Here is a 23706-nt window from a genome sequence, read left to right as displayed (position 1 = left end):
GTAGATGGCATCCATTACGGCCCAGGGTCTGACCCTGAGCTACCAACGTCAGGTGATTATCGACGGCCTTGACCTGCAACTTCCTCAAGGACAGGTCTCGGTATTGATCGGCAGTAACGGCTGCGGCAAGAGCACCCTGCTCAAGTCCTTCGCCCGGCTACTCAAGCCGCAGCAGGGCAGGGTGATCCTCAATGGCACGGACATCCACCACAAATCCACGGCGGCGGTAGCACGCGAGTTGGCGATCTTGCCGCAAATGCCCAGCGCGCCCGAAGGCATCAGCGTGCGGCAATTGGTGGCGCTGGGACGGTATCCCTACCAGAACTGGATGCAGCAGTGGTCACTGCAGGATGAGGCCATGGTCGAGCGTGCGCTGCTGCAGACTGGCATGCAAGCGCTGGCCGAGCGGCCGGTAGACGCGTTGTCCGGCGGCCAGCGCCAGCGGGCGTGGATCGCCATGACTCTGGCTCAGGACACCGAGATCGTGCTGCTGGATGAGCCGACGACCTTTCTCGATCTGGCGCACCAGATCGAAGTGCTGGACCTGTTGCGCGACCTCAACCGCCAGGAAGGCAAGACCATTGTCATGGTGTTGCACGACCTCAATCTGGCCTGCCGTTACGCCGACCATATGGTGGCGGTGCATGAGCGCACGGCCTTTGCCCAGGGTCGGCCCCAGGACATTCTCAGCGAGGCGCTGGTCAAGCAGGTGTTCAACCTCAACTGTAGGATCATCAGCGATCCGTTCTTCGGCACGCCGTTGTGCATTCCTTTTGGTCGGGAACTGCCGCAATGACCCATCCGGCGGTCTTTACCGAGGCGCAATGGGCACTGCTATCCGGGGCGCTACGGCTGCGACCGGCGGAGCAACGGGATCCGCGTTCGCTGACGGCGCGGGCGTTGCTCGATCCCGAGGTCTGCGAGCGAATGCTCCGGGCGCTGGGGCCGGTAATCGGCTCGCCGACGCTGGCGATCACCGCTTCGCTGCTGGCCAAGCGTTTCTCCTTCCTGAGCACCGGCGCCTGTCTGTACGCCATGTCGGTGTACGACAAAGGCTTGCTTCTATCACTGGACAACTGCCTGGTCGAGTACGGGCACGACGACGGGCTCTGGACCTCGTCCATGTCGCTGCACGATATCTCGCCCATCACCTGCCCTGCGGGGGAACGCGAGGCTTGGCGCGAGTCGATTGTCGGCGGCCTGTTCGCCGGGCTGCTCAAGCCGCTGTGGCAGACGTTCTATCAGGTCAGCGGGATTTCCCGACGTATCCTCTGGGAAAACACCGCCGTGCGCGTGTATTCGCTGTACGAAAAACGCATGACCAAGGTCGATGACCCACGGGTTCGCCAACGCCATGAAGCGGATTTCCATTGGTTGCTGAATGACGCCGAGCCGGCGCTGTTTGGCCTGGACTACAATCCGCTGCGGCATTTTCGTCGGCCACCTACGGTGCTGGCCGCCGAAGGTAAAAGTATTCGTTTCCGGCGCACGTGCTGTTTCTATTACGAGGCCAGCAACCCGGTCGAATATTGTTCCACCTGTCCCTTGTTGAGGCCGAAAAAATGTCGCTGAACCAGCGGATTGCCCCACGCCAGCAACAAGTCGACGCAGCGCTGCTCGAACAGTTGCGGGGCGTTGCCTCCTCGACCGTTGGGCACCTGGTCGACTGCGGTTACCTGCACGGTATCAGGCCATTGTCCGAGGGGCTGCGGATGGTCGGCAATGTGCTGACGGTCAAGGTCTTCAGCCCCGACGGCAGCATCCTGCGCGATGCCTTGCTATGCAGTGAGCCGGGCGATGTGCTGGTAATCGAATGCGTCGGCGACACCGATTGTGCCTGCTGGGGCGAACTGCGGACCCTGGCGGGGTTGATCAAGGGGCTCGCCGGAGTGGTGGTGTCCGGCGCGGTGACGGATATTGGCGCATTGCGCGAGCATCGTTTGCCGATCTTCAGTCGCGGTGTCAGCGCGCTGACGACCCGTAGCCTGGGGCAGACGGGCGAACTCAACCAACCGATCCGGGTAGGCGAAGTCCAGGTCCATCCCGGAGACATTGCCATCGGTGACGACGACGGCGTATTCATCCTGGCGGCGCGGCAGGTGCGGGAGTTGCTGCCGCAACTGCTGGCCAAGGAAAGCGCCGATGCCGTGCGCCGGACGGAGTTGCTCGCCAGGCTGGTCGCCAAAGGGGCCTGATCAGAAGGTGTGGCCGGCGCTCTTCGGAGCATCTTCAGCGCTGGCGCAGGCTGTTTTCCATGCGGCGAATGCCTTCCTCCAACAATGCCCTCGGGCAACCGAAGTTCAACCGGACAAATTGTCGGGCATCGTCGGCGAATTCGATGCCCGCGCTCAAGCCGACCTTGGCCTGTTCGAGGAAAAAGGCGTAGGGATCTTCCAGGCCCAACGCGGTGCAATCCAGCCACGCCAGGTAGGTGCCCTGAGCCGGTTGCATGACCACGCCCGGCAGGCGGGTTGCCACAGCATGGCGCAGGTAGTCGCGGTTAGCCTGCAGGTACTCGACCAGGCCCTTGAGCCACGGCCCGCACTCGGCATAGGCAGCCCGCGTGGCTTCCAGGCCAAGGGTGTTAACGCTATCGACCATACCTGCGCGGGCGGCGTTGAAGCGCTCGCGCATCGTGGCGTCTTGGACGATTGCGTAGGCGGTTTTCAGTCCGGCGATATTGTAGGCCTTGCTCGCCGACATCAGGGTGATGGTGTGTCGGGCGATGTCCGGGCGCAGCGAGGCAATCGGGATATGCCGGCGTCCGTCGAAACAGAGGTCGCCGTGGATTTCGTCGGAGATGATCAGCGCGCCTTGTTCCAGGCAGATATCGGCCACCTGCTGTAGTTCTTCCCGTGGGAAAACCTTGCCCAGCGGGTTGTGCGGATTGCTTAGCAACAACGCGCCGCCGCCCTGCAAGGCGTTACGCAGGGCCGGGAACGGCGTGATGTAGTCGCCGTGGGCATCGCGTTCGAACGCCAGCTCGACCTTCGGCAGGTTCCAGTGGCCCGGTGCCAGGCGTAGTGGACGGTAGTTGGGGGTCTGCACCACGACATTCTGGCCCGGTTGCACAAAAGCGCGCAGGGCCATGTTGAAACCCGGCTCGACACCGGGCAGGAAAATCAGCTCCTGGGGCTGCACGCGCCAGGCATACTTGGCCCAGAGGTCGGCGACGATGGCCTGGCGCAGGGCATCCTGGGCCAGGCTGTAGCCCAGTTGCGGGTGTTCGAGACGCCTGTGCAGGGCCTGAGTGATCTCGTTCGCGACTGGCAGGTCCATGTCCGCCAGCCACATGGGCAGGATATCGGCCGGGTAACGGCTCCACTTGGTGCTGCCGGTATTGTGGCGCTCGAGTAGCGTGTCGAAATTGAAGGTCATGCTGCTTGCACATCTCGAAAGAACTCCCCGAAATTGTCGGGGATTCAGGGTCTGGGAGGATAGAGGCCGCTAGTCTATCCGTTCGCGCCGTCCGACGGCATACCCCTGGGCCTCCAGGGGGGGGCGCGTCAGGACATTGCACGGGGTCTGGTAAGAGAAATGATTACTTTTTTTGACAAAAAAACGATTTCATTACGAACTTTTTCCTGAATCGCCCCCTAATGTCCTGATAACTGGCTTAAAGAAGGGTAGCGGTATGACACTTTTCTTGATCATTGCCCTGGAGTTCGGGGCCATAGGGACCGCCATTTGGGCGCTGGGGCATTTCGACAAGCAGCCGAACCGGCGCTGGGCCATGCGCCAGCCGAGTGTCAGTTGGAACTACGCCCCTGAGCGCGAGGGCTCCCTCGAACTGTTCGGGGAAGCCATCCTGGCGCTTTCGTTGATGTTACTGGCGGTCTACCTGTGTATCTGACGACCAGCTTTTAGAAAATGTAATCGGTGGTCAGGAAGCTCGACTCGCGATTATGAATGATGTCGCTGATCAGCGCCTTGTTGCTCTCCTGGAACTTGGTCGCCACCAGGGTCCGGATCGAGAATACGCGCAAGGCGTCATGCACCGACAGGGTGCCTTCGGCTGAGTTCTTGCGTCCGTTGAACGGGTAGGTGTCCGGACCACGCTGGCACTGGGCATTGATATTGATCCGACCGACCTGATTGGCGAAGGTGTCCACCAGGCGGCCGACCTGAGTCGAGTCGGTGCCGAAGAGGCTCAACTGCTGGCCGAAATCCGATTCCAGTACGTAGTCGACGACGGTTTCCAGGTCGCGGTAGGGCACGATGGGTACCACGGGGCCGAACTGTTCTTCCTGGTACACGCGCATCTGTGCATTCACCGGATACAGCACCGCCGGGTAGAAGAACGAGGCGCGGGTCTGGCCGCCACCGGCGTTGACCACCGCCGCGCCTTTGTCGAGGGCATCGGCGACCAGGCGATTGAGGTAGTCGATCTTGTTCGCTTCCGGCAACGGCGTCAGTGCCACGCCGTTGTCCCAGGGCATACCGGGGATCAGGCTGGACACTTTGCGATTGAACTTTTCGATAAAATTGTCGACCACGGCCTCGTGGACGAAGAGAATCTTCAGTGCGGTGCAACGCTGGCCGTTGAACGACAGCGAACCGGTGACACATTCGTTGACCGCGTTGTCCAGGTCCACCTCCGGCAGCACGATCCCGGGATTCTTCGCATCCAGGCCGAGGGCCGCGCGTAGACGGTGAGGCTTGGGATGCAGCTTTTTCAGGTCGCTGGCGGCTTTGTTGGTGCCGATAAAGGCGAAGATATCGATCTTGCCGCTGGCCATCAATGCGCTGACGGTTTCCCGGCCACTGCCGTAGATGACGTTGATCACCCCGGCTGGAAAGCTGTCGCGGAACGCTTCCAACAGCGGGCTAATCAGTAGCACACCGAGCTTGGCCGGCTTGAACACCACGGTGTTGCCCATGATCAGCGCGGGAATCAGGGTGGTAAAGGTTTCGTTCAGCGGGTAGTTGTAAGGCCCCATACACAGTGCTACGCCGATCGGCACGCGGCGGATCTGGCCGAGAGTATCCTGCTCCAGCTCGAAGCGGCTGGAGCGTCGGTCGAGTTCCTTGAGGGCGTTGATGGTGTCGACGATATAGTCACAGGTGCGGTCGAATTCCTTTTCGGAGTCCTTGAGGTTTTTACCGATTTCCCACATCAGCAACTTGACCACCGCCTCGCGCTGTTCGCGCATGCGTCGCAGGAACGCCTCGACATGCTGGATTCGCTCGGCCACGCGCATCGTTGGCCATGCGCCCTGACCGCGGTCATAGGCGCGAACCGCCGCATCGAGGGCGGTGAGGGCGGTATCGGCGTCCAGCAGCGGTGTGCTACCGAGGATCACCTGCTCATCGCCATGAGCGGTGGCCAGGTAAACCGGGCTGCGCACCTGTGCCAACGGCCCATCCCAAGTGCGCAAGGTACCGTCGACCAGGTACTTGCGTTGCTCCAGTTGGTCTTCGAGTCGATATTTTTCCGGAATATCCGCAGCGGTGGGAAATAGTGAGCCGAGTAGCTTCTGATCAGTCATGAGGCGAACACCTGTCTGGTGGAAAAGAGGCTGAAACGCTTCAGCGATTCCCCTTGTTTTATCACGAAACAGCTTAGTCTCGTCCAGCGCAAACCACAGGTTGCCATACCTGCGGTGGAAACGCGTCGGTGCGGGCGGTGGCAGGCTTCAGCTTCTAGCAAGTGGACGCAAGTAAGGCGCCGCGCCCACCAGGCCGTCAGGACGATAGCGTCAGAAAGGCAGTTCCAGGTTCAGGCTTTGTGCCTTGGTCCGGCTTTTTTTCGCCGTGCCTGACTGGTTTGGCCGAGCGTTCGCCCACTGACAACCCTCCAACTCCAACAACAGTGCCTTGGCTCCCAGCCCGCCGGCAAACCCGGTCAGTTCGCCCGAGGCGCCGATTACCCTGTGACAGGGCGCCACAATCGAGATTGGATTCTTGCCGTTGGCCGCGCCCACTGCCCGCACGGCCTTGATACTGCCGATCTGCCGGGCGATTTCGCTGTAGGTCCGGGTCTCGCCGAACGGAATGGTCAGCAGGGCGTACCAGACCTTTTTTTGGAACTCGGTCCCGCTGAAGTCCAGCTCCAGTTCGAAGTGCTGGCGGGCTCCGGCGAAATACTCGGCCAGTTGGCGCGCGGTATGGACCAGGACCGGTTTTTCCGGATCGAGCGCCATGTCGCCCAGGCGTACCCGATTCGGCTTGTCGTCTTGCCAGAGGATCGCGGCGAGCCGCTCGCCCCTGGCGACCAGTTTCAACTGGCCGACAGGCGAGGGCATGAGCAGGTAGGTGTAGTTCATGGCGGCGTGGGTGCCATGCCGAGAGGCTGTCGGGCATATTGCAACTGCGTGGCAATCACCGTGTTTTTCAGCAGATAGGCAATCGTCATTGGCCCGACACCGCCCGGCACCGGGGTAATCGCGCTGGCCACGGTACGGGCGCTGGCATAGTCGACATCGCCCACCAGGCGCGGCCCGCATGCGGTTTCAATCCGATTGATGCCGACATCGATCACCACCGCGCCGGCCTTGAGCCAACTGGCATCGATCAGATGCGGGCGACCGACAGCGGCGACCACGATATCCGCCAGACGGCACAGTGCCTTGGCGTCGACGCTGCGCGAGTGGACCACACTGACCGAGCAGTGAGCTTGCAGCAACAAGGTCGCCATTGGCTTGCCGACGATGTTCGAACGACCGATGACCACCGCATGCAGGCCCGCCAGGTCCCCGCAGGTTTCCTGCAACAGGCGCATGCAGCCACGGGGCGTGCAGGGTGTCAGCACTTCGGTGCCCTGAACCAGCCCGCCGACGTTTTCACGGTGAAAACCGTCGACGTCCTTGATGGGGTCGATGGCGTGAATCACCGCCTGTTCCTCAATATGCGCCGGCAGCGGCAGTTGTACGAGGATACCGTTCACCAGCGGGTCGGTATTCAGTTCGCCAATCAGCTTCAGCACTTCGGCTTGCGTTGTGGTCGCCGGCAGGCGGTGTTCGAGCGAGCGAATCCCGGCTTCTTCGGCTCGTATCAGTTTGTTGCGCACGTAGACATGACTGGCCGGATCGTCACCGACCAGCAACACTGCCAGGGCCGGGACAATGGCTTGCGCTGCCAGGGCCACGACATCCGCCCGGACTTCTTCTAGCACTCGGGCGGCAATGGCCTTGCCATCGATATCGCGGGCGAGGGGAAGGGAACTGCTCATTGAATACGTCACCATCGTCTGGATACACAAGAGAACGATCAGGGACTTGAAGGAGCGCTCAAGCCGCTGGGAAAGGGCAGGAATATAGCATTCGCGCTCTGGTGCCTAGTGTGACATAGCGCGGAAGACCGAGGGGCAATGCGGCACGAAATCGCGCTTTGTTTCAAACTCCGTATTACGTCAGAGGCCAGACATATAACGCAGGGTCGCCAACACCAGCTCAATCGGAGTGGGTCGAAGCGTGAGCAACCGCTTGGGTTTGGGCACCGTTTGCGGCCCTTCCTCCATGTAGCCGCGGATAAACGCCCAGAAACCAACCAGTTCCTGATTACCGTGCATGGAGCGTCCCAGCATCAATTTAATAGGGGCTAACAGGGGCTGATGTTCAATTTGGCCGAAACAAGTCCAATTAGTATGTGAGCCTATTTCGAAAATAACGCAAGAGCATCAACAATTCGTTTGTTCAAGGAAATGCTGATTTACTCAAACAACCAAGCGATCATCTCAATCAATTCAGGGTCAAGAGTGTTCCGCACTGAAATATCGAATAAATCAGCAGTTCCTTAACGAAGCACTATGCTTTACCCATCGTATTGATTCAGAACCAATTTAGTACCTTCTGGAGTGTGCTCATACATTTTGAGCATGCCATCGTTAGGATTAAGCCCGCTTCGTATCTTGGCTTCTGCCGCTTCGACAGAGTCTGCATCGACCTCGCCGCCGAATGTATTGGATTTTCCACCTTTGGAATAATACGTATAGGTATAATGTGGCATTTTCGTCACCTTCCATTGACTTAAATTGGATTTTACAGTGATTGACTCTTACCTCACACACTCAAGAGCATTCGAGCACTCCCAAAATCTGAAGTAAGGCAGTGGCATACATTCAGGCAGCCGCCGCAACGCCATCACTATCAACGCAGCGATTTTATCTTGTCTGTGGGCGTATACCTTTATTGAGTTATTGAATTATTGAGCTGTTGATGTTGAAGACCTGCGATTACCGCGTCTACTGTCAGAACTTACAGTTTTCAGGCTTTTTTGAGATAACGACGATTCCTGGTAGGAATCAGGAGCGATCACATCATCACCAGAACAGCCTCCATCTCTATCGATACAACAGAGACCTCGTCCAGCAGCATCGAACTGTCACTGCAAAACACCGAATGATGTAACGGCAGGATCAACCAGCGCTGCTTTTCGCAGAAGTTTCCCTGTGGCGTGAAGGTTATCTCTCGATAAAATGTAACCCCGATGCTCGGCAATCTGTCTCTGGCAAGCACTGACCTAAGTCATGGAGAGGCTTGGCCCGATGGTGGGGAGGCCATGGCGCGGCCCGAAGCGCCGTACTCGGCCATGCCTCAGGTCTGGATCGAAGGCATCAAACCGTGTCAGGGCAGTTGAACGCCTGGTTGGCCCGCAATCAGGGCGCGGTTGCTTCGGCCTCCGTCGTCGCCGGGCGGCCCCTTTGTCGTTCCGCTACCGCCCGTAGGGTCTTGAGGCTGACCATCGGCGTATCGATCACGAATTGGTTAGCCAGCCAGGATGGAATGTCCCCCGCCGGCTCGGCCTGCAACTGGTAGGTCACATGGGTTTCACCGTCGCTGCTGGGCTGCATCTTCCACACGCCGCTCAACTGGCGCACGCGGATCAGCCCCGGCACGGTGGGGGTGTAGTCGGGCGCTGCGTCGAGATGGCGGACCAGGCTGCCGTCGTCGTTGCGCTCGGTGCGCACGTGCAGCACCATGTCTCGAGGTGTGACCGGCCAGGGCAGTTCGGTGGTCAGGTAAACCCAGGTATCGTCGCCGTCGTTCTTCAGCAGGCGCATATCGGCGCAGGCATACAGCCACTTGCAGGCGACCCTGAGATTTTCCTGCAAATCACTGAGGGTGGCGACATCGGCCTTGATATCAACCTCGCCGCGAAAACTTTGATAGTGCGAGTCGGGCACGTTGCCGAGGAAAACCTGGATCCCGTCTTCCTCATGGGCCAACTGCCAATCCTCGGACGCCGCCACGGCGGGGATGCTCAGGCAGCCCGCCGCCAGGGCAATCGCAGATAACAAGCTGTTCATTCGAGTCTCCAGGGCCGCATGAGGGAATGTCCGCGCCTACCGAGCAATAACACGCCAGTGGCCTGTACGGTTAGTACGTTAGCTCAAGTTCGGATGCTCCAGGCTGTGACCCGGAGGCAGTCTGGACATTTCCCGGTAACAGCCAGGCGGCATCGAGGCTCCATTAATGGCATCATGGGCAACTATCCGGCTGCACGGCCATGTGCGGTTGTTTTTCGAATCTGGAGAGTTGATTAATGGGTGTGCAGCAAACCGTCACCGTGATCCCGGTGCGTGCGTCCTTGACCGGCAAGGTGACACCGCCGGGCTCCAAGTCCATCACCAACCGTGCGCTGTTGCTGGCGGCCCTGGCCCAGGGCACCAGCCGTCTCTCGGGCGCCTTGAAAAGCGATGACACGCGTCATATGTCCAATGCCCTGCGGCAAATGGGCGTAAGCATCAGCGAGCCGGACGATACGACCTTCGTGGTGACCGGCAGTGGCCAGTTGCAGGTGCCCGAGCAGCCCTTGTTCCTCGGCAACGCCGGCACGGCGGTGCGTTTCCTCACGGCTGCCGTGAGCACGGTCAAAGGTACGGTGGTGCTGGACGGCGACCACTATATGCAGAAACGCCCGATTGGCCCGTTGCTCGACGCCCTGCGTCGTGGCGGTCTGGATGTCGAGAGCGTCACCGGTTGCCCGCCGGTGATTGTGCGCGGCAGCGGTCGGGTCGCGGCGCGCCGGTTCGAGATCGACGGTGGCCTGTCGAGCCAGTATGTTTCGGCTTTGCTGATGCTGGCAGCCTGTGGCGAGGAACCGGTGGAGGTCGCACTGACCGGCAAGGACATCGGCGCTCGCGGTTATGTCGACCTGACCATCGCCTGCATGCGTGCTTTCGGCGCTCAGGTGGAAGTCCTCGACGAGACCCTGTGGCGTGTTTCGGCCAGCGGCTACCGTGCCTGTGACTATCGGATCGAACCGGACGCCTCGGCGGCCACCTACCTGTGGGCCGCCGAGGCGCTAACTGCGGGGCGTATCGACCTGGGCGTGGCGGGCGAGGACTTCACCCAACCGGATGCCAGGGCACTGGAGGTGATCCGGCAGTTCCCGAACATGCCAGCGGTGATCAACGGCTCGCAGATGCAAGACGCGATTCCGACCCTGGCGGTGCTGGCGGCGTTCAACCGTACACCGGTCCGTTTTGTCGAGCTGGCGAACCTGCGGGTCAAGGAGTGCGATCGGGTCCAGGCGCTGTTCGCCGGCTTGAACGAAATCCGTTCCGGGTTGGCGGCGGTGGAGGGCGACGATTTGTTGGTGGCCTCCGATCCGGCACTGGCCGGCAGCCACTGCGATGCGCTGATCGATACCCACTCCGATCATCGGATCGCCATGTGCTTTGCCCTGGCAGGCCTGAAAGTTGCCGGTATCCGTATCCAGGACCCGGACTGTGTCGCCAAGACCTACCCGGATTACTGGAAAGCCCTGGCGTCGCTGGGTGTGCAATACGCTTCGTAACGCAAGAGCAAGCTGGTGCATAGGGCACGTCTTCGGCGCTGATTACCAAGTCTTTCATGTTTTGCCTACACTGGGTATTCAACGCCCGGACGGTCCGAGCGTTCTGATGCGAGGTGCGTATGGATACCCAGCCTGCTTCCCTGGTCGAGCCGTTTGCGTGGCGACCCTTCAGTGCCATGCCGTGGCGCGAAGTGCCCGTGCAGCGAGAGGATGACGTCGCCGAAGACGCCACCGACGATGAACCCCCCGCGCAAACCTGGAAGCATCCCGACGATGGCAAGGAGATGCCGGAGCGCGACAGGGAAATACCGTTGAAACCCTGATTTTTGCTGGCTTGGCTGCCGTTCGCCTGCTTGCGGGAACGGCGTTTTCGGGCACCTCCGAGGGGTGCTCCGAAGGCTTTCGCCCTTGCCTATGGTTGGTAGAGGGATCATGCTCGCCGTCGCCGTTCAACTCCCTTTTTCAGGTAAAAACTCCATGAATCATGAAATTCGTGTCGTTGCAGTTCTTCAAGCTCATCCGGGCAAGGCTGTCGAGCTTGAGGCTGTGCTGAAGGCTGCCGTGGTACCCTCGCGGGCCGAACCCGGCTGTCGCGAATACATTCTGCATGTTGACCAAAGCAACCCCGAGCGCTTTGTATTCGTCGAGCGTTGGATCAACATGGCGGCAATCGAAAAGCACCGCAATACCGAGCACTTCCAGGTGATGAGCGCAGCGGCGGCCGATCTGCTGTTGAGCCGGCAAGTTTTGCTGATGGATGAGGTCCCCGGTCAGTAACGGTTGAGTGCGGGGAGGACTCCATGCCTTCCCGTGGTTTCAGAACCGTAAGGTGGCACCGGTAGTGAGCCAGCGATCGCGATTACCGTTCAGGTAGTGGCCGACCACCAGATCGATATCGAGCTTTTCACCGATATGCAGGCGTGGGCCGGTCTGCCAACCCTGGTCGCCATGCTGACGGCCAAAACGCTCGGCCACCAGTGTCAGTGCATGCGCCACGTCATATTCCACTCCGGTCCCCCAGGTAAGGGCCCGATGCTGTCGGCCATCGTCGTAGGCCTGGGCCCAGCCGCCGCTGACGGTCAAGTGCAGCGGATCGATAGGCTGGTATGTCAGTGGCACGCTCAGTTCGACGCCGTCCAAAGAGTGCCGGCGGGCGGTGGCGAAGTGCAGCGCTGTCGACAGCGCGGCTTCCAGGCCAAGGTCAGCTCGACTGAGTAGGGAGACCTTGAGGTGTGGGCTGAGCAGCGTCTGATGCTGGCCGTCATCGCGACTGCGATTGATATCGGCGCCAAACTGCAGCGAGGGCAGGCTGTTGGGAGTGCAGTCCTGGGACAGCGCGGTTTCCCCGCTCGAAGCATTATGGCGGCTGCTCTTATACCAGGTATCGATATTGCATTCGCCGGGGTCGTTGAGACTTCCATCGTCGACGATATAGGAGCCGCCCGCTGCTTGCGCCCTGGAGTCGATCGACAGCAGCGCGAAGGTGCCGAGGGTAGCGCCGACGAGCAGCACGGCGCGCAGCGGGGTCTGGTAGGCGCAGGTATATGAGCCAGTGCAGAGTGGCCGCCCAGTCGGCGTGTCGCAGCGAGCAGTATTCTTTCTCATGAAGGCTCCTTCAATCGTCGATGGGCAACCCGCAGGCGTCTATAGCCAGATGAATGTTGCGGGCGGGGTGATTTTTCCAGCGGCCGATCAGTTTTCGCCTGGCTCGAAGGGGCCTTCGATTCAGGTCAGTATCGCCACAGCCTTGATCTGCGCCCACAGTTGTTGGCCGACCGCCAGTTGCAGTTGATCCCGCGAAAAACCAGTGATCCGTGCCAGCAGCGCAGTGCCGCCGGCCTCCAATCGGAGCAGCACGTGGGCGCTGTTGTCCGCAGGAATTTCGCCGGTCACCGTCACCGGCAGCCGATTGAGAATACTACTGGGTTCTTCCGCCTGTCGGCTGAGACTGACATCCCGTGCCTGGACCTTGAAGCGCAAGTGCTTACCGACGGCCAAAGGGGGGTGGGCGACCCGCACGGTCAGTAGGCTGCCGGGCAATTGCAGGGTGACCAGTTGGTAATGCGCGTCATAGGCACTGACCTGGCCTTCGATCACTACACCGGCGTCATCGCCGAGGGCCAGGGGCAGGTCGAGCCGCGCCAGGGTTTCGCCGATGGGGCCGCTGGCCAGCGCCTTACCGTCGCCGAGCAGGACGATATGGTCGGCCAGGCGCGCCACTTCCTCTTGGGAGTGGCTGACATAGAGCACCGGAATATCCAGTTCGGCATGCAGGCGTTCGAGGTACGGCAGGATCTCGCCTTTGCGTTTGTTGTCGAGTGCTGCGAGGGGTTCGTCCAGCAGCAGCAGTTGCGGACTGGTGAGCAGCGCCCGAGCGATGCCGACACGTTGGCGTTCGCCGCCGGACAGGTGCTGCGGATGGCGCTCCAGCAAGTGGGTGATGCCCAGCAATTCGCTGGCATGGACCATGTCTACTTGCCGTTGGGCGCGGGGAATGCGGCGCAGGCCGAAGTCCAGATTTGCCCGCACCGAAAGGTGCGGGAACAGGCTGGCTTCCTGGAACACGTAACCCAGCGCGCGCTTGTGCGGCGAGACGAAGTGCTGGCGACGGCTGTCCTGCCAGACTTCATCGTTGACCCGGATAAACCCCTGGGCGGCTTTTTCCAGGCCGGCGATGCAGCGCAGACAAGTGGTCTTGCCGGAGCCGGAGTCACCGTACAGCGCAGTCACGCCACGGCCAGGCAGGTCCAGGTCGAGGTCCAGAGCAAAGCCAGGGTAGTTCAGTTGCAAACTGACCTGTATCGAGGGTGCCATGGTTCAGCTCCAGCCAGGCTTGGTCTTGCGGCTCGAATACAACGCCAGCAACACGATAAAGGAAAACATCAGCATGGCGCCGGCCAGCCAATGGGCCTGGACATACTCCATGGCTTCGACGTGATCATAGATCTGCACCGAGACCACACGGGTCTTCTGTGGGATATTGCCACCGATCATCAACACCACGCCGAACTCGCCGACGGTGTGGGCGAAACCGAGGATCGCGGCGGTAATAAAGCCCGGTCGGGCCAGGGGCAGGACCACGCTGAAGAAGGTGTCCCAGGGATTGGCGCGCAAGGTCGCGGCGACTTCCAGCGGGCGGGTGCCGATGGCACTGAAGGCGTTTTGCAGTGGCTGCACCACAAAGGGCATCGAGTAGATCACCGAGCCGATCACCAGTCCGGTGAAACTGAAGGTCAGGGTGCCCAGCCCCAGGGATTGGGTGAGCTGGCCGATAAATCCCTGTGGCCCAAAGGCCAGCAGCAGGTAGAAGCCGATCACCGTCGGTGGCAGCACCAGTGGCAGGGCCACCACCGCACCGATTGGCCCGCGCAACCAGGAACGGGTATGAGCCAGCCATAACGCAATCGGCGTACCGATCACTAGCAGGATCGCCGTGGTTAGCGAGGCCAGTTTCAGGGTCAGCCAGATCGCGGCGAAGTCGGCACTCGTCAGCGGCATTTAGAGCTGGTAACCGTAGGACTTGATGATGGCTGCGGCTTTCGGACCTTTCAGGTAGTCGACCAGCGCCCTGGCGGCGGGGTTGTCCTTGCCCTTGGTCAGGATCACCGCGTCCTGCTTGATGGCCTCATGCATATCGGCCGGGACGATCCACGCCGAACCGTGGGTGAGTTTGCCGTCCTTGTAGATCTGCGACAGGGCGACAAAGCCCAACTCGGCGTTGCCGGTGGAAATGAACTGATAGGCCTGGGTGATGTTCTGGCCGGTGACCAGCTTGTCCTTGACCTGCTCGGCCAGGCCCAGCTTGGCCAGGACTTGGGTCGCGGCCAGGCCGTAAGGCGCGGTTTTCGGATCGGCGATGGACAGGTGCTGGTAGGCGCTGTCCTGGAGCACCTGGCCCTTGGCATCGACATAGCCGTCCCTGGCCGACCACAGGGCCAGGGTGCCGACGGCATAGGTGAAGCGCGAGCCGGCTACGATTTGGCCCTCTTTTTCCAGCTTGGCCGGGGTGCTGTCGTCGGCGGCGAGGAACACGTCGAACGGCGCGCCGTTCTTGATCTGGGCGTAGAACTGGCCGGTGGCGCCATAGGCTGCCACCAGCGTGTGACCGGTGTCTTTCTCGAAGTCGGCGGCAATCGCCTGGATCGGTGCGGTGAAGTTGGCGGCGACGGCCACCTGGACTTCGGCGGCCTGAGCCGAGGCAAAGACGAACAGGCCGAACAGGCAAGTTGGAGCAAAACGCGAGGCACGAGTGAGCATGAAGCGGCTCCGTTCAAACGTCGGGGACAGGCACAGGCGCCGCTTGTGATAGGAAGTGTGCGGCGCTCAGAGGAGTGAATCGCTATATATCGAAATATATAGCGGTTTTATCCCGGTGGCGAGCGGGCGTTCCGACAAACCGGCTCGCCACGGACCCGCGTTTGGTCTCCCGTTGTCAGCGTCCGGTCAGTTTTGCCAATGCCTGTTTCGCCAGTTGCCTGGTCAGTGCCTCGGCCGGCAATTCCACTCCGAGGCGCAAGGCCTGACCCGACCATAGGCTGCTGAAGTCCGCTTCGCCCTTGGCTCGCAACGGCAACAGCGCACCACCGGCCAGGGGGAACGCCGGGGCCATGTCGCTGATCGGCCCCAGGTCGCGCATCAGCCGGTTCATGATTCCGCGCGCTGGCCGGCCAGTGAACAGGTTGGTCAGGGCTGTCTCGCTGTCCTTCGCGGTGCGCAGGGCTTGGCGATGGGAGGCTGAAACCCTGGCTTGCGGAGTGAACAGATAAGCCGTCCCCAGTTGGACCGCCGAGGCCCCGAGCATGAAGGCCGCCGCGATGCCACGGGCGTCGCCGATGCCGCCGGCAGCAATCACCGGCACCTTCACCGCATCGACGATCTGTGGCACCAGGGCGATGGTGCCGACTTGGGTAGCGAGGTCGTGGCTCAGGAAGAGGCCACGATGACCGCCCGCTTCATTGCCCATGGCGATGATCGCGTGACAGCCGTGCTCTTCCAGCCAGCGCGCCTCATCCACGGTAGTGGCGCAACCGACAATTGTCGCTCCGCTGGCTTTCACCCGGTCGAGCAGGGCTTCGGGAGGCAGACCGAAGTGGAAGCTGACGATCTCCGGACGCAGTTCTTCCACCAGTTGGCAATTGGTTTCATCGAAGGGGGCACGGCTGGAAATGGGTGTCGGTGCGTTGAAATCCAGGTCCAGTTCGCGGTAGTAGGGAGCCAGGCACTCCTTCCAGCGTTTTTCACGTTGCGGGTCGACGGCTGGCGGCTGATGACAGAAGAAATTAATGTTCAGCGGCGTCTGGATCGCTGCGCGAAATGCCTGAACTTCCTGACGAATCTGTTCCGGGGTGAGCATCGCACAAGGCAATGACGCGAGGCCGCCGGCCTGAGCGACGCCCTGCATCAGCGCCGCCGTGGTGGCACCGGCCATTGGCGCCTGGATGATCGGTAGCTGGATGCCGAACAGCTCTAAAATGCGGGTGTCAGGCCAGGTGCTCATGCGACTTTGCTCCGAGGCAGATAACAGGATAACGACGAGACAGGGCGGATTTGTATCAGCAATGATGCAGGCCGGGCCAGTCATCATCTGTTCGAGTAGGCAAAAAGAGTGATTTGTGGTGACGCTCAGGGCAGAGTCCACCTAAAGTTGTCGCAGGTCAAAAATACTCACTCAGGAGCATGATTCGGATGGATGTGAAACGCGTGGAAGTGGCTGCTTTCCAAGTATCCGGCCCACGAGTTCGGACTTGCAACCAGGACGAGCAGCAGGCCTCAACAGCAAGGATCGGCGGGTTGTGGGGTGGCTTTTTCGCCGACGACTTGGCCGAACGCATTGCCAACCGTCAGCCGGAATCGCCAGTGTACGGGGTCTACTCCGGCTACGAGTCCGATGCCAGCGGCTATTTCGATGTGAGCGCCGCAGTGGCGGTGACGGCGCCCGCGCCAGGCTATCCGACCCTTGAGGTGCAGGCCGGCCCCTATCTGGTTTTCGCCGGCCAAGGCGCCATGCCGCAGACGGTAATCGAAATCTGGCAGGCGATCTGGTCCTACTTCGAGCAGCACCCGGGCCAGCGTCGCTTCGCCACCGATTTTGAGGCCTATACCGGGCCGGACAGCGTCGCGGTATATATCGGAATTGTCGCTTGAGCCGATCGGCATCTAGGCCGCATGTACGTTCTGGGCAGTCGATTTGGTGGCGCCGTCGTTGCTCGCCGGGCAGGCTGGGAACCGATCTTGGTGGATGTCAACCGCTGAGGCGCTAGTCGGCTGTCCGCAAGGTGAAATTGATGCGCTCGGCGCCCAACCGTGGATGGTGGCCGTCCTTGATCGGCAGCACGCCATGATAGCGTAGCCGGTCGACGCCGCCCCAGACCACCACATCGCCGTGGAACAGCGGAACGCGCAGGGTTTTGTCGCTGCGCTCATGGCCGCCGAACAGGAACATCGCCGGCAAACCCAGTGATACGGACACCACCGGAGCGTTGAAGTCCTGCTCGTTGCGGTCCTGGTGCAGGGACATCTTCGCCCCCGGTACATAGCGATTGATCAGGCAGGCATCGGGAGTGAACTGCTCAAAGCCCGCTGCCTGCGCGGCATCGACCGCCAGATGCCGGAACACTTCGGGCATGGCCGGCCAGGGCCGCCCGCTTTGCGGGTCGACGGCGCTGTAGCGGTAGCCGCTGCGGTCGGTGGTCCAGCCCAGGGCGCCGCAACTGCTCAAGCCGACGGACAGGGTGAAGCCGCCTGGAGTGACCATCTGCCGGAACGGCGCCTGGCGTAGCACGTTTTGCAAGGCCGGGAGCAGGCGCTCGACCCAGGGCAGGGCAAAACCGCGCAACACCCACGACTGCTCACCGATCCGCTCGTTGCGCTCGGGTTGCTGTAGATCGTCGGCGGCAAACAGATCAAGGGTCATGGGCTGTCTCGTCAGGCCCTTCGTGTGCTTGCTTATAGGGCCTTAGTGACTTTCATAACGACGATGACATCGTCACCTTCGCCATAAATTGCTTCCAGCGCGGCGCGGGCTTCGGCTTCAGTGCCGTTTTCCAGTTGGGCGAAATCGAAGCGGCGTTCACCGTTGAGGGTGTATTTGATGACATATTGGGTGGTCACGGTCATTCCAGTAACAAGAGAAGGTGGCTGTGTACGCTCAATTAACGCAGTTTCGAGCTGGAACGGCGAATAATGCGGATCGAATGCGTCAGGTTCGGCTTGCGGGTGACGCTGAGGGCGCGCTTGGTGACGACTGTGTCCAAAGTGATGTTCCAGAACCCGGTGCTCGGCACGGTGATCTTGGCCGGGAAGCTGTCGAAGGCCCCGCCGTGGTAAGTGTGACGGCCACCATTCTTGAAGCTGCGAAAGTTGGCATCATTCATCAGGCGGATGTTGCAGGTCTGGGAGCATTCGATCACGACAATGTCGTCTTCGTTGAGGTGCTCGCGCTGGTGGATGAATTTCATGGGCGCCTCCAGAAGGCTTTTTCTACAAAATCAAAAAGATAGCATGTGGTGTAGCGGGGCTTGCGGCTACGATGGAGGTATTCTCCGGACAGGCTGACAAGTTTGACGGATTACACTGTCTTGTTGCCATAGAAGTTGAATTTAATTCAGTTGCGAGGGAGAAAAATTCCATGAGTGCTGTCGGAGCGTCTTTATCGGAGGGTTTTTCATGAAGTGGGGCGTTTGGGGCGTTTTCTTGGCATTGAGTGGTTGTGCGAGTGTGCAGGAGATCCAGCAGACACCTGCGACGCTGAACGTGATTTCGGGCAAGAAGCCCGATGAATATGCCCAGTGCGTGGACACCATCCTGACCAAGAGCCGTGGCCCTTCGTTGCTGACGCCCCACAAGAGCGGGATCAAGATGGTCGTGCGTGACCGGCTGTCTACCTCGCCGGCCGCGCTGCTGGATATCGATGAGCGCGCCAACGGCAGCAGCATCAAGCTCTACGAGAGTATGTCGAACTTCCCGTTGCGCTCCAGCGCGGTGCTCGATGCGGCTACCCGCTGCATTTCCGGTCAACCCTGAGGCCGGCCTTCGTCACTTGCAGACCACCACCACCGTGCGGCTCTTGAAGTTGCCGACATCCACGCCCAGCGTCTTGTCGCTTTCGGCGGGCTGCGGTGTTCCGTCTGTGCCGACGAGGGTGTAGCCGGTCCCGGCACACGAAGCGTCGGCCTTCTCGTAGCATTGGGCCCAGGACATGGCCTGGCCCGAACAGTCGATCTCCAGGCCTTGCCGACCGTTGTTCAGGTAGGTCTTGGATGCGGTAGCGCATCCGCCCAGCGCCAGTACCGCAATCAATGCCAGAAGCCGTTTCATAGGATTCAGCCTTCAGTTGCCACGACGCGTGGCGGTGGGGGCTGGGGTGTCCTGGAAAACCGTCGCCACTTCAATAGCCAGTGCTTCGGTCGGGAACGGCCCGGCAATGTTCTCGCCATCGACACTGGCAACCCACCATTGGCCGTCTTTTGCTGGGTTGATCAGGTAACCGTTCACTTTTTTTGCTGTCGACATTGATCTGTCTCATTGGGAGGGATGGAGGGGCCGCAACCATAGCTTAGGCGCAAGTTGGTATTGGCAGCTACAATTGCTGCCTTGGCGCGCGTGGAAGTGTTCCATGGGCGCCGTACTATTTACCAGGCTTCTGGAACTATCCGCGCCAGTTTTTCTCTATGTGGGCGTCAGTCTGCTGTCGGCGAGGCATTGTAAGGTGAGCGCCGCCTGATTAGACTGCGCCGAAACTCGGACACACCGCCCTTTTTAAGGACTCATATGATCAAGAAATGCTTGTTCCCAGCAGCCGGTTACGGTACTCGCTTCCTGCCAGCGACTAAAGCCATGCCTAAAGAAATGCTGCCGGTGGTGAACAAGCCACTGATCCAGTACGGCGTCGAGGAAGCGCTGAATGCGGGCTTGAACGAGATTTCGATCGTCACGGGTCGTGGCAAGCGCGCACTGGAAGATCACTTCGACATCAGCTATGAGTTGGAAAATCAGATCAAGGGCACTGACAAGGAAAAATACCTGGTCGGTATCCGTCGCTTGTTGGACGAATGTTCGTTCTCCTACACCCGCCAGACCGAAATGAAGGGCCTGGGGCATGCGATCCTGACTGGCCGTCCGCTGATCGGCGATGAGCCGTTCGCCGTGGTCCTGGCGGACGATCTGTGCGTCAACCTCGAAGGTGACGGCGTGCTCAAGCAGATGGTCAAGCTGTACAAGCAGTACCGCTGCACCATTGTCGCGATCATGGAAGTCGATCCGCAGGAAACCAGCAAATACGGGGTGATCGCCGGCGACTTGATCGGTGACGACCTGTACCGTGTACGCAATATGGTCGAGAAGCCAAAACCGGAAGACGCACCCTCGAACCTGGCGATCATCGGTCGCTATATCATGACCCCGGACATCTTCAACCTGATCGAGCAGACCGAGCCTGGCAAAGGTGGCGAAATCCAGATCACCGACGCCCTGATGAAACAGGCTCAGGACGGTTGTGTGATTGCCTACAAGTTCAAGGGCAAGCGTTTCGACTGTGGTGGCGCCGAAGGCTATATCGAGGCAACCAACTTCTGCTTCGAGCACTTCTACAAGGCCGGCAAGGCTTATTAAGCCAGAGCAGCCTCCAGTAGAACTCAAAAGCCATCCGCGGGGTGGCTTTTTTTTGGGACGTCCTAATGGCCTGTACGGTGAGTGGGGCTGACCAAAAAAGGCTACAGCGGTTATGCTGTGTGTCTGCCGAGGAGATGGAAATGGCCTACGATTTTGATCTGTTTGTAATTGGCGCCGGTTCCGGCGGTGTACGTGCGGCGCGGTTTGCCGCTGGTTTCGGGGCCAAGGTGGCGGTGGTCGAGAGCCGCTACCTGGGAGGGACTTGCGTCAACGTTGGCTGCGTGCCGAAAAAGTTGCTGGTGTACGGCTCGCACTTTGCCGAGGACTTCGAGCAAGCGCGAAGCTTCGGCTGGTCGCCGGGTGAGGCGAATTTCGACTGGGCGACCCTGATCGCCAACAAGGACAAGGAAATCAATCGCCTCAACGGCATCTATCGCAACCTGCTGGTCAACAGCGGCGTTACCTTGCTCGAAGGCCATGGCAAGCTGGTGGACCCGCATCAAGTCGAGGTCAACGGCCAGCGTTACAGTGCCAGGCATATCCTGATCGCCACTGGCGGCTGGCCGCAGATTCCGGAAATTGCCGGGCATGAGCATGCCATCAGTTCCAATGAGGCGTTTTTCCTCAAGGAGCTGCCCAAGCGCATCCTGGTGGTCGGCGGTGGTTATATCGCCGTCGAGTTCGCCGGCATTTTCAACGGTCTGGGCGCCGACACCCAACTGTTGTATCGCGGCGACCTGTTCTTGCGCGGCTTCGATGGTGCGGTGCGCAAGCACTTGGCCGAAGAGCTCGGCAAGCGCGGCCTGGGCCTACAGTTCAACGCCGATATCGAACGTATCGACAAGTTGGCCGACGCCAGCCTGAAAGCCACCCTCAAGGATGGCCGCGAGCTGGAAGCGGACTGCATCTTCTATGCGACTGGTCGACGTCCGATGTTGGACAACCTGGGCCTGGAAAACACCGGGGTGAAGCTGGACAAACACGGCTTTATCCAGGTCGACGACCTGTACCAGACCAGCGAGCCGTCGATCCTGGCCTTGGGCGATGTGATCGGTCGCGTGCAACTGACGCCGGTCGCCCTGGCCGAAGGCATGGCGGTGGCCCGGCGCCTGTTCAAGCCCGAACAGTATCGTGCGGTCGACTACAACATGATTCCGACCGCCGTGTTCAGCCAGCCGAATATCGGTACGGTGGGCCTGAGCGAAGAGCAGGCGCGGGAGCAGGGCTATAAGGTACAGATCTTCGAAAGCCGCTTTCGGCCGATGAAACTGACCCTGGGCGAGAGTCAGGAACGCACCTTGATGAAGCTGGTGGTGGATGCTCGCACCGACAAGGTCTTGGGTTGCCATATGGTCGGTCCCGAGGCGGGTGAAATCATCCAGGGCCTGGCGGTCGCCCTGAAGGCCGGTGCCACCAAGCAGCACTTCGATGAAACCATCGGTGTCCATCCGACGACGGCGGAAGAGTTTGTCACCCTGCGCACGCCCGTCGCCAACTGATCATGGCCTTGGCGGCGGCGCCCGCTCGCCGTGGGCGAGAGGGCTCATGGCTGTAGGCGCAGGCCGGCGCGGATACCGTTGACGGTTGGTTCGAGCGCTTTGTAGCCGTCCGCCGAGCCGGCGTACAGCAGGGAATAGGCCTTGCCGTCATGGGCAGCGGCCACCAGGGTCTGGGTCATCACGTGACCGCCGTTCTGGGTGATGGTGCAGGTGGTTTCCACCGCCGCCAAACCGCCCAGGCTGCTCTCGTGAATGCGATTACACACGCTCATGAAACCGCGCTCGACGAAATTCTTCTGCACGGCCTTGCGCATTTCCAGCAATACACCGGGAAGGTTGACCTCGTGACCGGGATTGAGAACCGATTGAGTCAGTTCCATGACCATCATCGGATCGCCGTTGGGGGCGTTCTTCACCGCACGCTGGCGCAGCCCGCCGATGACCTCGCCCGCCGCATTTTGAACCGGCGGTAGCGTCTGTACTTCCCAGTCGCCGGGCCAACTGACCATCAACTCGTCAGCCAGGGCCGACGAGCCGCCAAGCAGCAGGAGGAGGGTGATGAAGCAGGCGTGGCGTTGCACAGGAATCATGGACAGGCACTGACAAGGAAGATTGAGATCAATCGTTACAGTTTATCAATAGATGAGGCCGATTTCTTTGCATCTTTGCTCAAGGTCGTTGCAGGGGCAATGGTGCTCTCTGCCACCTAGGCCAGAAAGATCGCCCCGGCAACAGTGGAATACCGTCGCGCCACGTGCCAGGACGAAGAGGGCTTGACTCGGTTCAAGGCATTTATCGATGCCGCGACTATCGTTGCTGGCCCCAGCAGCCTGGGCGAACGTAAACATAAAGAAACCGCTGCCGTGGTCAGCAAGCATTCGTTGAGATGTCCGGCAATCTGCACGTTGAGATCGGTCGCCAAGCCACTGAGTTTCTGTTATTCCTCTTGCACGAATTGGAGGAATCGCTAATGGATATCGCTAAATGTACGCTCGATGGCATTGAATATTATGCCTCGAAATTCGCCAAGCTCCCGCCATCTGAGCTTGCTTCAAAAAGACGCAACTTGGTCTGCACTAAATGCGGAACAAGGGCCTTATTTGTGAAGGAGGCCAAGAGCGGTCAAGGCCCGCATTTTCGAGCGCGTCCTCACCTGAGCTGCTTTCTAGCAGCACCTGAATCAGAGCGAGGCGAAGGCGGCGGCGATGACAAGGACATGTTGCACAACCCCGGGGATCATATCGTTCTCGATCTTAAGCATAGTCAAGTTGGACAAACCAATGGTGATCCTGAAACTAGCGGTAACGGAGGTTCCAGTGGTGGTCGATATAATGGAACGGGGGGCCGCAAAAATTCGGTGTCGCACAGGCGGCTTCGGCCAATCCTCAAAAACTTGATTTATTCTGGGTCGTTTCGGCAATCTGAGCAAACCGTTGAGCTACCTGACGTTGGAACCTATCGAGTCAAAGACTTGTTCATGAACTTCTCAGATGTAAATGACGATCACGTGGGCGAGTTCAGGGGGTTTTGGGGGGATATTCTTGACACTAAACAGGGGTACGGCGGACCTCAATGGATCAACACCGGATTTAAAGACGATGTTAGTGTCCTTATCGAGCGAGAAGATTTAAAACCTTTCCTCGCCCATCATAAAATGACAACCGACCAACTAGACGGTATGCATTTTTTGGTTTTCGGAACGCTGAGGAAATCAGCTAAAAACGGGAAGCTTTGGATACGTCCCAAGGGGATCGAATTTACTGCTCTCCTTGGTGAGTCTTAACCCCTGAGATACACTCCCCGCATGCCCATGCACCTTGCATCCCCATGGGCACATGAATAAACTTGGCTACAGGCG

Annotated in this window: 30 protein-coding genes; 12 read left to right on the top strand and 18 right to left on the bottom strand. The window is 60.0% G+C overall.

What is annotated here, in order from left to right:
* Positions 1-4: 4 nt before the first annotated feature.
* From BMX68_RS11710 to BMX68_RS11700, 3 genes are read left to right on the top strand one after another with little or no spacing between them, the layout of a single operon-like run.
* Positions 5-796 (top strand): ABC transporter ATP-binding protein, encoded by a 792-nt coding sequence (locus BMX68_RS11710; protein WP_017131169.1) that lies wholly within the window; start codon positions 5-7, stop codon positions 794-796.
* On the top strand, positions 793-1572 hold the full coding sequence (locus BMX68_RS11705; protein ID WP_017131170.1) for an IucA/IucC family C-terminal-domain containing protein: 780 nt from the start codon (positions 793-795) through the stop codon (positions 1570-1572). The genes BMX68_RS11710 and BMX68_RS11705 overlap by 4 nt, the downstream gene beginning before the upstream one ends.
* Positions 1563-2195 (top strand): S-adenosylmethionine--2-demethylmenaquinone methyltransferase, encoded by a 633-nt coding sequence (locus BMX68_RS11700; protein WP_017131171.1) that lies wholly within the window; start codon positions 1563-1565, stop codon positions 2193-2195. The genes BMX68_RS11705 and BMX68_RS11700 overlap by 10 nt, the downstream gene beginning before the upstream one ends.
* Before the next feature lie 34 nt (positions 2196-2229).
* On the opposite strand, the gene BMX68_RS11695 is transcribed toward BMX68_RS11700, so the two are convergent.
* Positions 2230-3378: a MalY/PatB family protein gene (locus BMX68_RS11695; RefSeq protein ID WP_017131172.1), complete on the bottom strand. Its 1149-nt coding sequence runs from the start codon at positions 3376-3378 to the stop codon at positions 2230-2232.
* Positions 3379-3634: 256 nt separating this feature from the next.
* Between BMX68_RS11695 and BMX68_RS11690 the strand changes: the two genes are divergently transcribed.
* Complete coding sequence (locus tag BMX68_RS11690) at positions 3635-3853, top strand: hypothetical protein (protein ID WP_074862205.1); 219 nt, start codon at positions 3635-3637, stop codon at positions 3851-3853.
* Positions 3854-3863: 10 nt separating this feature from the next.
* Here BMX68_RS11690 and BMX68_RS11685 read toward each other — a convergent pair whose 3' ends face one another.
* From BMX68_RS11685 to BMX68_RS11665, 6 genes are all read right to left on the bottom strand, one after another.
* Positions 3864-5489: an NADP-dependent glyceraldehyde-3-phosphate dehydrogenase gene (locus tag BMX68_RS11685; RefSeq protein WP_017131173.1), complete on the bottom strand. Its 1626-nt coding sequence runs from the start codon at positions 5487-5489 to the stop codon at positions 3864-3866.
* A gap of 210 nt (positions 5490-5699) precedes the next feature.
* Positions 5700-6266, bottom strand: a complete 567-nt coding sequence (locus BMX68_RS11680) for a methylated-DNA--[protein]-cysteine S-methyltransferase (RefSeq protein ID WP_017131174.1) — start codon at positions 6264-6266, stop codon at positions 5700-5702.
* Entirely contained in the window at positions 6263-7171 is a 909-nt protein-coding gene (gene folD, locus BMX68_RS11675; protein ID WP_017131175.1) for a bifunctional methylenetetrahydrofolate dehydrogenase/methenyltetrahydrofolate cyclohydrolase FolD, read from the bottom strand. The genes BMX68_RS11680 and folD overlap by 4 nt, the downstream gene beginning before the upstream one ends.
* Positions 7172-7351: 180 nt before the next feature.
* A complete protein-coding gene (locus tag BMX68_RS25915; protein WP_157214222.1) occupies positions 7352-7510 on the bottom strand; it encodes a hypothetical protein in 159 nt (52 codons plus the stop codon).
* A gap of 242 nt (positions 7511-7752) precedes the next feature.
* Positions 7753-7947, bottom strand: a complete 195-nt coding sequence (locus BMX68_RS25440) for a hypothetical protein (protein WP_017131177.1) — start codon at positions 7945-7947, stop codon at positions 7753-7755.
* A gap of 649 nt (positions 7948-8596) precedes the next feature.
* Positions 8597-9247: an START domain-containing protein gene (locus tag BMX68_RS11665; RefSeq protein ID WP_017131179.1), complete on the bottom strand. Its 651-nt coding sequence runs from the start codon at positions 9245-9247 to the stop codon at positions 8597-8599.
* Positions 9248-9483: 236 nt separating this feature from the next.
* Between BMX68_RS11665 and BMX68_RS11660 the strand changes: the two genes are divergently transcribed.
* The 3 genes from BMX68_RS11660 (at position 9484) to BMX68_RS11650 (ending at position 11517) form a co-directional block, all read left to right on the top strand.
* Positions 9484-10740: a 3-phosphoshikimate 1-carboxyvinyltransferase gene (locus BMX68_RS11660; RefSeq protein ID WP_017131180.1), complete on the top strand. Its 1257-nt coding sequence runs from the start codon at positions 9484-9486 to the stop codon at positions 10738-10740.
* A 119-nt stretch (positions 10741-10859) separates the two neighbouring features.
* Positions 10860-11063 carry a hypothetical protein gene (locus BMX68_RS11655; protein WP_017131181.1) on the top strand — a complete coding sequence of 68 codons (204 nt, stop codon included), beginning with the start codon at positions 10860-10862 and terminating at the stop codon, positions 11061-11063.
* Between the two features lie 109 nt (positions 11064-11172).
* Positions 11173-11517: a putative quinol monooxygenase gene (locus BMX68_RS11650; protein WP_425262049.1), complete on the top strand. Its 345-nt coding sequence runs from the start codon at positions 11173-11175 to the stop codon at positions 11515-11517.
* 39 nt (positions 11518-11556) lie between these two features.
* Here BMX68_RS11650 and BMX68_RS11645 read toward each other — a convergent pair whose 3' ends face one another.
* The 5 genes from BMX68_RS11645 to BMX68_RS11625 form a co-directional block, all read right to left on the bottom strand.
* On the bottom strand, positions 11557-12345 hold the full coding sequence (locus tag BMX68_RS11645) for a PA4824 family protein (protein WP_017131183.1): 789 nt from the start codon (positions 12343-12345) through the stop codon (positions 11557-11559).
* Between the two features lie 120 nt (positions 12346-12465).
* Entirely contained in the window at positions 12466-13554 is a 1089-nt protein-coding gene (gene modC / locus BMX68_RS11640; RefSeq protein WP_017131184.1) for a molybdenum ABC transporter ATP-binding protein, read from the bottom strand.
* Between the two features lie 3 nt (positions 13555-13557).
* A complete protein-coding gene (gene modB / locus BMX68_RS11635; RefSeq protein WP_017131185.1) occupies positions 13558-14238 on the bottom strand; it encodes a molybdate ABC transporter permease subunit in 681 nt (226 codons plus the stop codon).
* Positions 14239-14997, bottom strand: coding sequence for a molybdate ABC transporter substrate-binding protein (modA, locus tag BMX68_RS11630; protein WP_017131186.1), 759 nt, complete (start codon positions 14995-14997; stop codon positions 14239-14241).
* Positions 14998-15172: 175 nt separating this feature from the next.
* Positions 15173-16237, bottom strand: a complete 1065-nt coding sequence (locus tag BMX68_RS11625; protein ID WP_017131187.1) for an NAD(P)H-dependent flavin oxidoreductase — start codon at positions 16235-16237, stop codon at positions 15173-15175.
* A 188-nt stretch (positions 16238-16425) separates the two neighbouring features.
* On the opposite strand from BMX68_RS11625, the gene BMX68_RS11620 reads away from it, so the two are divergent.
* Positions 16426-16884, top strand: coding sequence for a GyrI-like domain-containing protein (locus tag BMX68_RS11620; RefSeq protein WP_017131188.1), 459 nt, complete (start codon positions 16426-16428; stop codon positions 16882-16884).
* Between the two features lie 112 nt (positions 16885-16996).
* Here the strand turns inward: BMX68_RS11620 and alkB are convergent, their stop codons facing one another.
* Genes alkB through BMX68_RS11610 form a run of 3 tightly spaced genes read right to left on the bottom strand, consistent with a single transcriptional unit; the run spans position 16997 to position 18197 of the window.
* On the bottom strand, positions 16997-17653 hold the full coding sequence (gene alkB, locus BMX68_RS11615; protein ID WP_017131189.1) for a DNA oxidative demethylase AlkB: 657 nt from the start codon (positions 17651-17653) through the stop codon (positions 16997-16999).
* A 32-nt stretch (positions 17654-17685) separates the two neighbouring features.
* On the bottom strand, positions 17686-17850 hold the full coding sequence (locus BMX68_RS25910; RefSeq protein ID WP_169316087.1) for a hypothetical protein: 165 nt from the start codon (positions 17848-17850) through the stop codon (positions 17686-17688).
* Positions 17851-17891: 41 nt separating this feature from the next.
* A complete protein-coding gene (locus BMX68_RS11610) occupies positions 17892-18197 on the bottom strand; it encodes a DUF1883 domain-containing protein (RefSeq protein ID WP_017131191.1) in 306 nt (101 codons plus the stop codon).
* A 208-nt stretch (positions 18198-18405) separates the two neighbouring features.
* On the opposite strand from BMX68_RS11610, the gene BMX68_RS11605 reads away from it, so the two are divergent.
* A complete protein-coding gene (locus BMX68_RS11605) occupies positions 18406-18762 on the top strand; it encodes a hypothetical protein (protein WP_017131192.1) in 357 nt (118 codons plus the stop codon).
* Positions 18763-18774: 12 nt separating this feature from the next.
* Here the strand turns inward: BMX68_RS11605 and BMX68_RS11600 are convergent, their stop codons facing one another.
* Positions 18775-19056 carry a hypothetical protein gene (locus BMX68_RS11600; RefSeq protein ID WP_017131193.1) on the bottom strand — a complete coding sequence of 94 codons (282 nt, stop codon included), beginning with the start codon at positions 19054-19056 and terminating at the stop codon, positions 18775-18777.
* 12 nt (positions 19057-19068) lie between these two features.
* A complete protein-coding gene (locus BMX68_RS11595) occupies positions 19069-19251 on the bottom strand; it encodes a hypothetical protein (protein WP_017131194.1) in 183 nt (60 codons plus the stop codon).
* A gap of 258 nt (positions 19252-19509) precedes the next feature.
* On the opposite strand from BMX68_RS11595, the gene galU reads away from it, so the two are divergent.
* Both galU and gorA read left to right on the top strand, forming a co-directional pair.
* Positions 19510-20349 (top strand): UTP--glucose-1-phosphate uridylyltransferase GalU, encoded by an 840-nt coding sequence (galU, locus tag BMX68_RS11590; protein ID WP_017131195.1) that lies wholly within the window; start codon positions 19510-19512, stop codon positions 20347-20349.
* Between the two features lie 140 nt (positions 20350-20489).
* Complete coding sequence (gene gorA, locus BMX68_RS11585; protein WP_017131196.1) at positions 20490-21848, top strand: glutathione-disulfide reductase; 1359 nt, start codon at positions 20490-20492, stop codon at positions 21846-21848.
* A gap of 44 nt (positions 21849-21892) precedes the next feature.
* Here gorA and BMX68_RS11580 read toward each other — a convergent pair whose 3' ends face one another.
* Positions 21893-22438 (bottom strand): DUF4946 domain-containing protein, encoded by a 546-nt coding sequence (locus BMX68_RS11580; protein ID WP_060782276.1) that lies wholly within the window; start codon positions 22436-22438, stop codon positions 21893-21895.
* Between the two features lie 296 nt (positions 22439-22734).
* On the opposite strand from BMX68_RS11580, the gene BMX68_RS11575 reads away from it, so the two are divergent.
* Positions 22735-23631: a hypothetical protein gene (locus BMX68_RS11575; protein WP_017131198.1), complete on the top strand. Its 897-nt coding sequence runs from the start codon at positions 22735-22737 to the stop codon at positions 23629-23631.
* The last annotated feature ends 75 nt before the right edge of the window (positions 23632-23706 follow it).

Source organism: Pseudomonas agarici (assembly GCF_900109755.1).
GTDB lineage: Bacteria > Pseudomonadota > Gammaproteobacteria > Pseudomonadales > Pseudomonadaceae > Aquipseudomonas > Aquipseudomonas agarici.
Note: the sequence above shows the minus strand (reverse complement) of the source record. Positions and strands in the feature narration are given on the sequence as shown.

Coding starts and splice junctions, on each gene's coding strand:
- BMX68_RS11660 (WP_017131180.1), top strand. CDS start 9,484: ATGGGTGTGCAGCAAACCGTCACCGTGATCCCGGTGCGTGCGTCCTTG.
- BMX68_RS25440 (WP_017131177.1), bottom strand. CDS start 7,947: ATGCCACATTATACCTATACGTATTATTCCAAAGGTGGAAAATCCAAT.
- BMX68_RS11605 (WP_017131192.1), top strand. CDS start 18,406: ATGAAGTGGGGCGTTTGGGGCGTTTTCTTGGCATTGAGTGGTTGTGCG.
- gorA (WP_017131196.1), top strand. CDS start 20,490: ATGGCCTACGATTTTGATCTGTTTGTAATTGGCGCCGGTTCCGGCGGT.
- BMX68_RS11655 (WP_017131181.1), top strand. CDS start 10,860: ATGGATACCCAGCCTGCTTCCCTGGTCGAGCCGTTTGCGTGGCGACCC.
- BMX68_RS11680 (WP_017131174.1), bottom strand. CDS start 6,266: ATGAACTACACCTACCTGCTCATGCCCTCGCCTGTCGGCCAGTTGAAA.
- folD (WP_017131175.1), bottom strand. CDS start 7,171: ATGAGCAGTTCCCTTCCCCTCGCCCGCGATATCGATGGCAAGGCCATT.
- BMX68_RS11610 (WP_017131191.1), bottom strand. CDS start 18,197: ATGAAATTCATCCACCAGCGCGAGCACCTCAACGAAGACGACATTGTC.
- BMX68_RS11690 (WP_074862205.1), top strand. CDS start 3,635: ATGACACTTTTCTTGATCATTGCCCTGGAGTTCGGGGCCATAGGGACC.
- BMX68_RS11695 (WP_017131172.1), bottom strand. CDS start 3,378: ATGACCTTCAATTTCGACACGCTACTCGAGCGCCACAATACCGGCAGC.
- BMX68_RS11600 (WP_017131193.1), bottom strand. CDS start 19,056: ATGAAACGGCTTCTGGCATTGATTGCGGTACTGGCGCTGGGCGGATGC.
- BMX68_RS11665 (WP_017131179.1), bottom strand. CDS start 9,247: ATGAACAGCTTGTTATCTGCGATTGCCCTGGCGGCGGGCTGCCTGAGC.
- BMX68_RS11645 (WP_017131183.1), bottom strand. CDS start 12,345: ATGAGAAAGAATACTGCTCGCTGCGACACGCCGACTGGGCGGCCACTC.
- BMX68_RS11685 (WP_017131173.1), bottom strand. CDS start 5,489: ATGACTGATCAGAAGCTACTCGGCTCACTATTTCCCACCGCTGCGGAT.
- BMX68_RS11705 (WP_017131170.1), top strand. CDS start 793: ATGACCCATCCGGCGGTCTTTACCGAGGCGCAATGGGCACTGCTATCC.
- modA (WP_017131186.1), bottom strand. CDS start 14,997: ATGCTCACTCGTGCCTCGCGTTTTGCTCCAACTTGCCTGTTCGGCCTG.
- alkB (WP_017131189.1), bottom strand. CDS start 17,653: ATGACCCTTGATCTGTTTGCCGCCGACGATCTACAGCAACCCGAGCGC.
- BMX68_RS11650 (WP_425262049.1), top strand. CDS start 11,173: ATGCTCGCCGTCGCCGTTCAACTCCCTTTTTCAGGTAAAAACTCCATG.
- BMX68_RS25915 (WP_157214222.1), bottom strand. CDS start 7,510: ATGCACGGTAATCAGGAACTGGTTGGTTTCTGGGCGTTTATCCGCGGC.
- BMX68_RS11595 (WP_017131194.1), bottom strand. CDS start 19,251: ATGTCGACAGCAAAAAAAGTGAACGGTTACCTGATCAACCCAGCAAAA.
- galU (WP_017131195.1), top strand. CDS start 19,510: ATGATCAAGAAATGCTTGTTCCCAGCAGCCGGTTACGGTACTCGCTTC.
- BMX68_RS11575 (WP_017131198.1), top strand. CDS start 22,735: ATGTCCGGCAATCTGCACGTTGAGATCGGTCGCCAAGCCACTGAGTTT.
- BMX68_RS11620 (WP_017131188.1), top strand. CDS start 16,426: ATGGATGTGAAACGCGTGGAAGTGGCTGCTTTCCAAGTATCCGGCCCA.
- BMX68_RS11700 (WP_017131171.1), top strand. CDS start 1,563: ATGTCGCTGAACCAGCGGATTGCCCCACGCCAGCAACAAGTCGACGCA.
- modB (WP_017131185.1), bottom strand. CDS start 14,238: ATGCCGCTGACGAGTGCCGACTTCGCCGCGATCTGGCTGACCCTGAAA.
- BMX68_RS11625 (WP_017131187.1), bottom strand. CDS start 16,237: ATGAGCACCTGGCCTGACACCCGCATTTTAGAGCTGTTCGGCATCCAG.
- BMX68_RS11710 (WP_017131169.1), top strand. CDS start 5: ATGGCATCCATTACGGCCCAGGGTCTGACCCTGAGCTACCAACGTCAG.
- modC (WP_017131184.1), bottom strand. CDS start 13,554: ATGGCACCCTCGATACAGGTCAGTTTGCAACTGAACTACCCTGGCTTT.
- BMX68_RS11580 (WP_060782276.1), bottom strand. CDS start 22,438: ATGATTCCTGTGCAACGCCACGCCTGCTTCATCACCCTCCTCCTGCTG.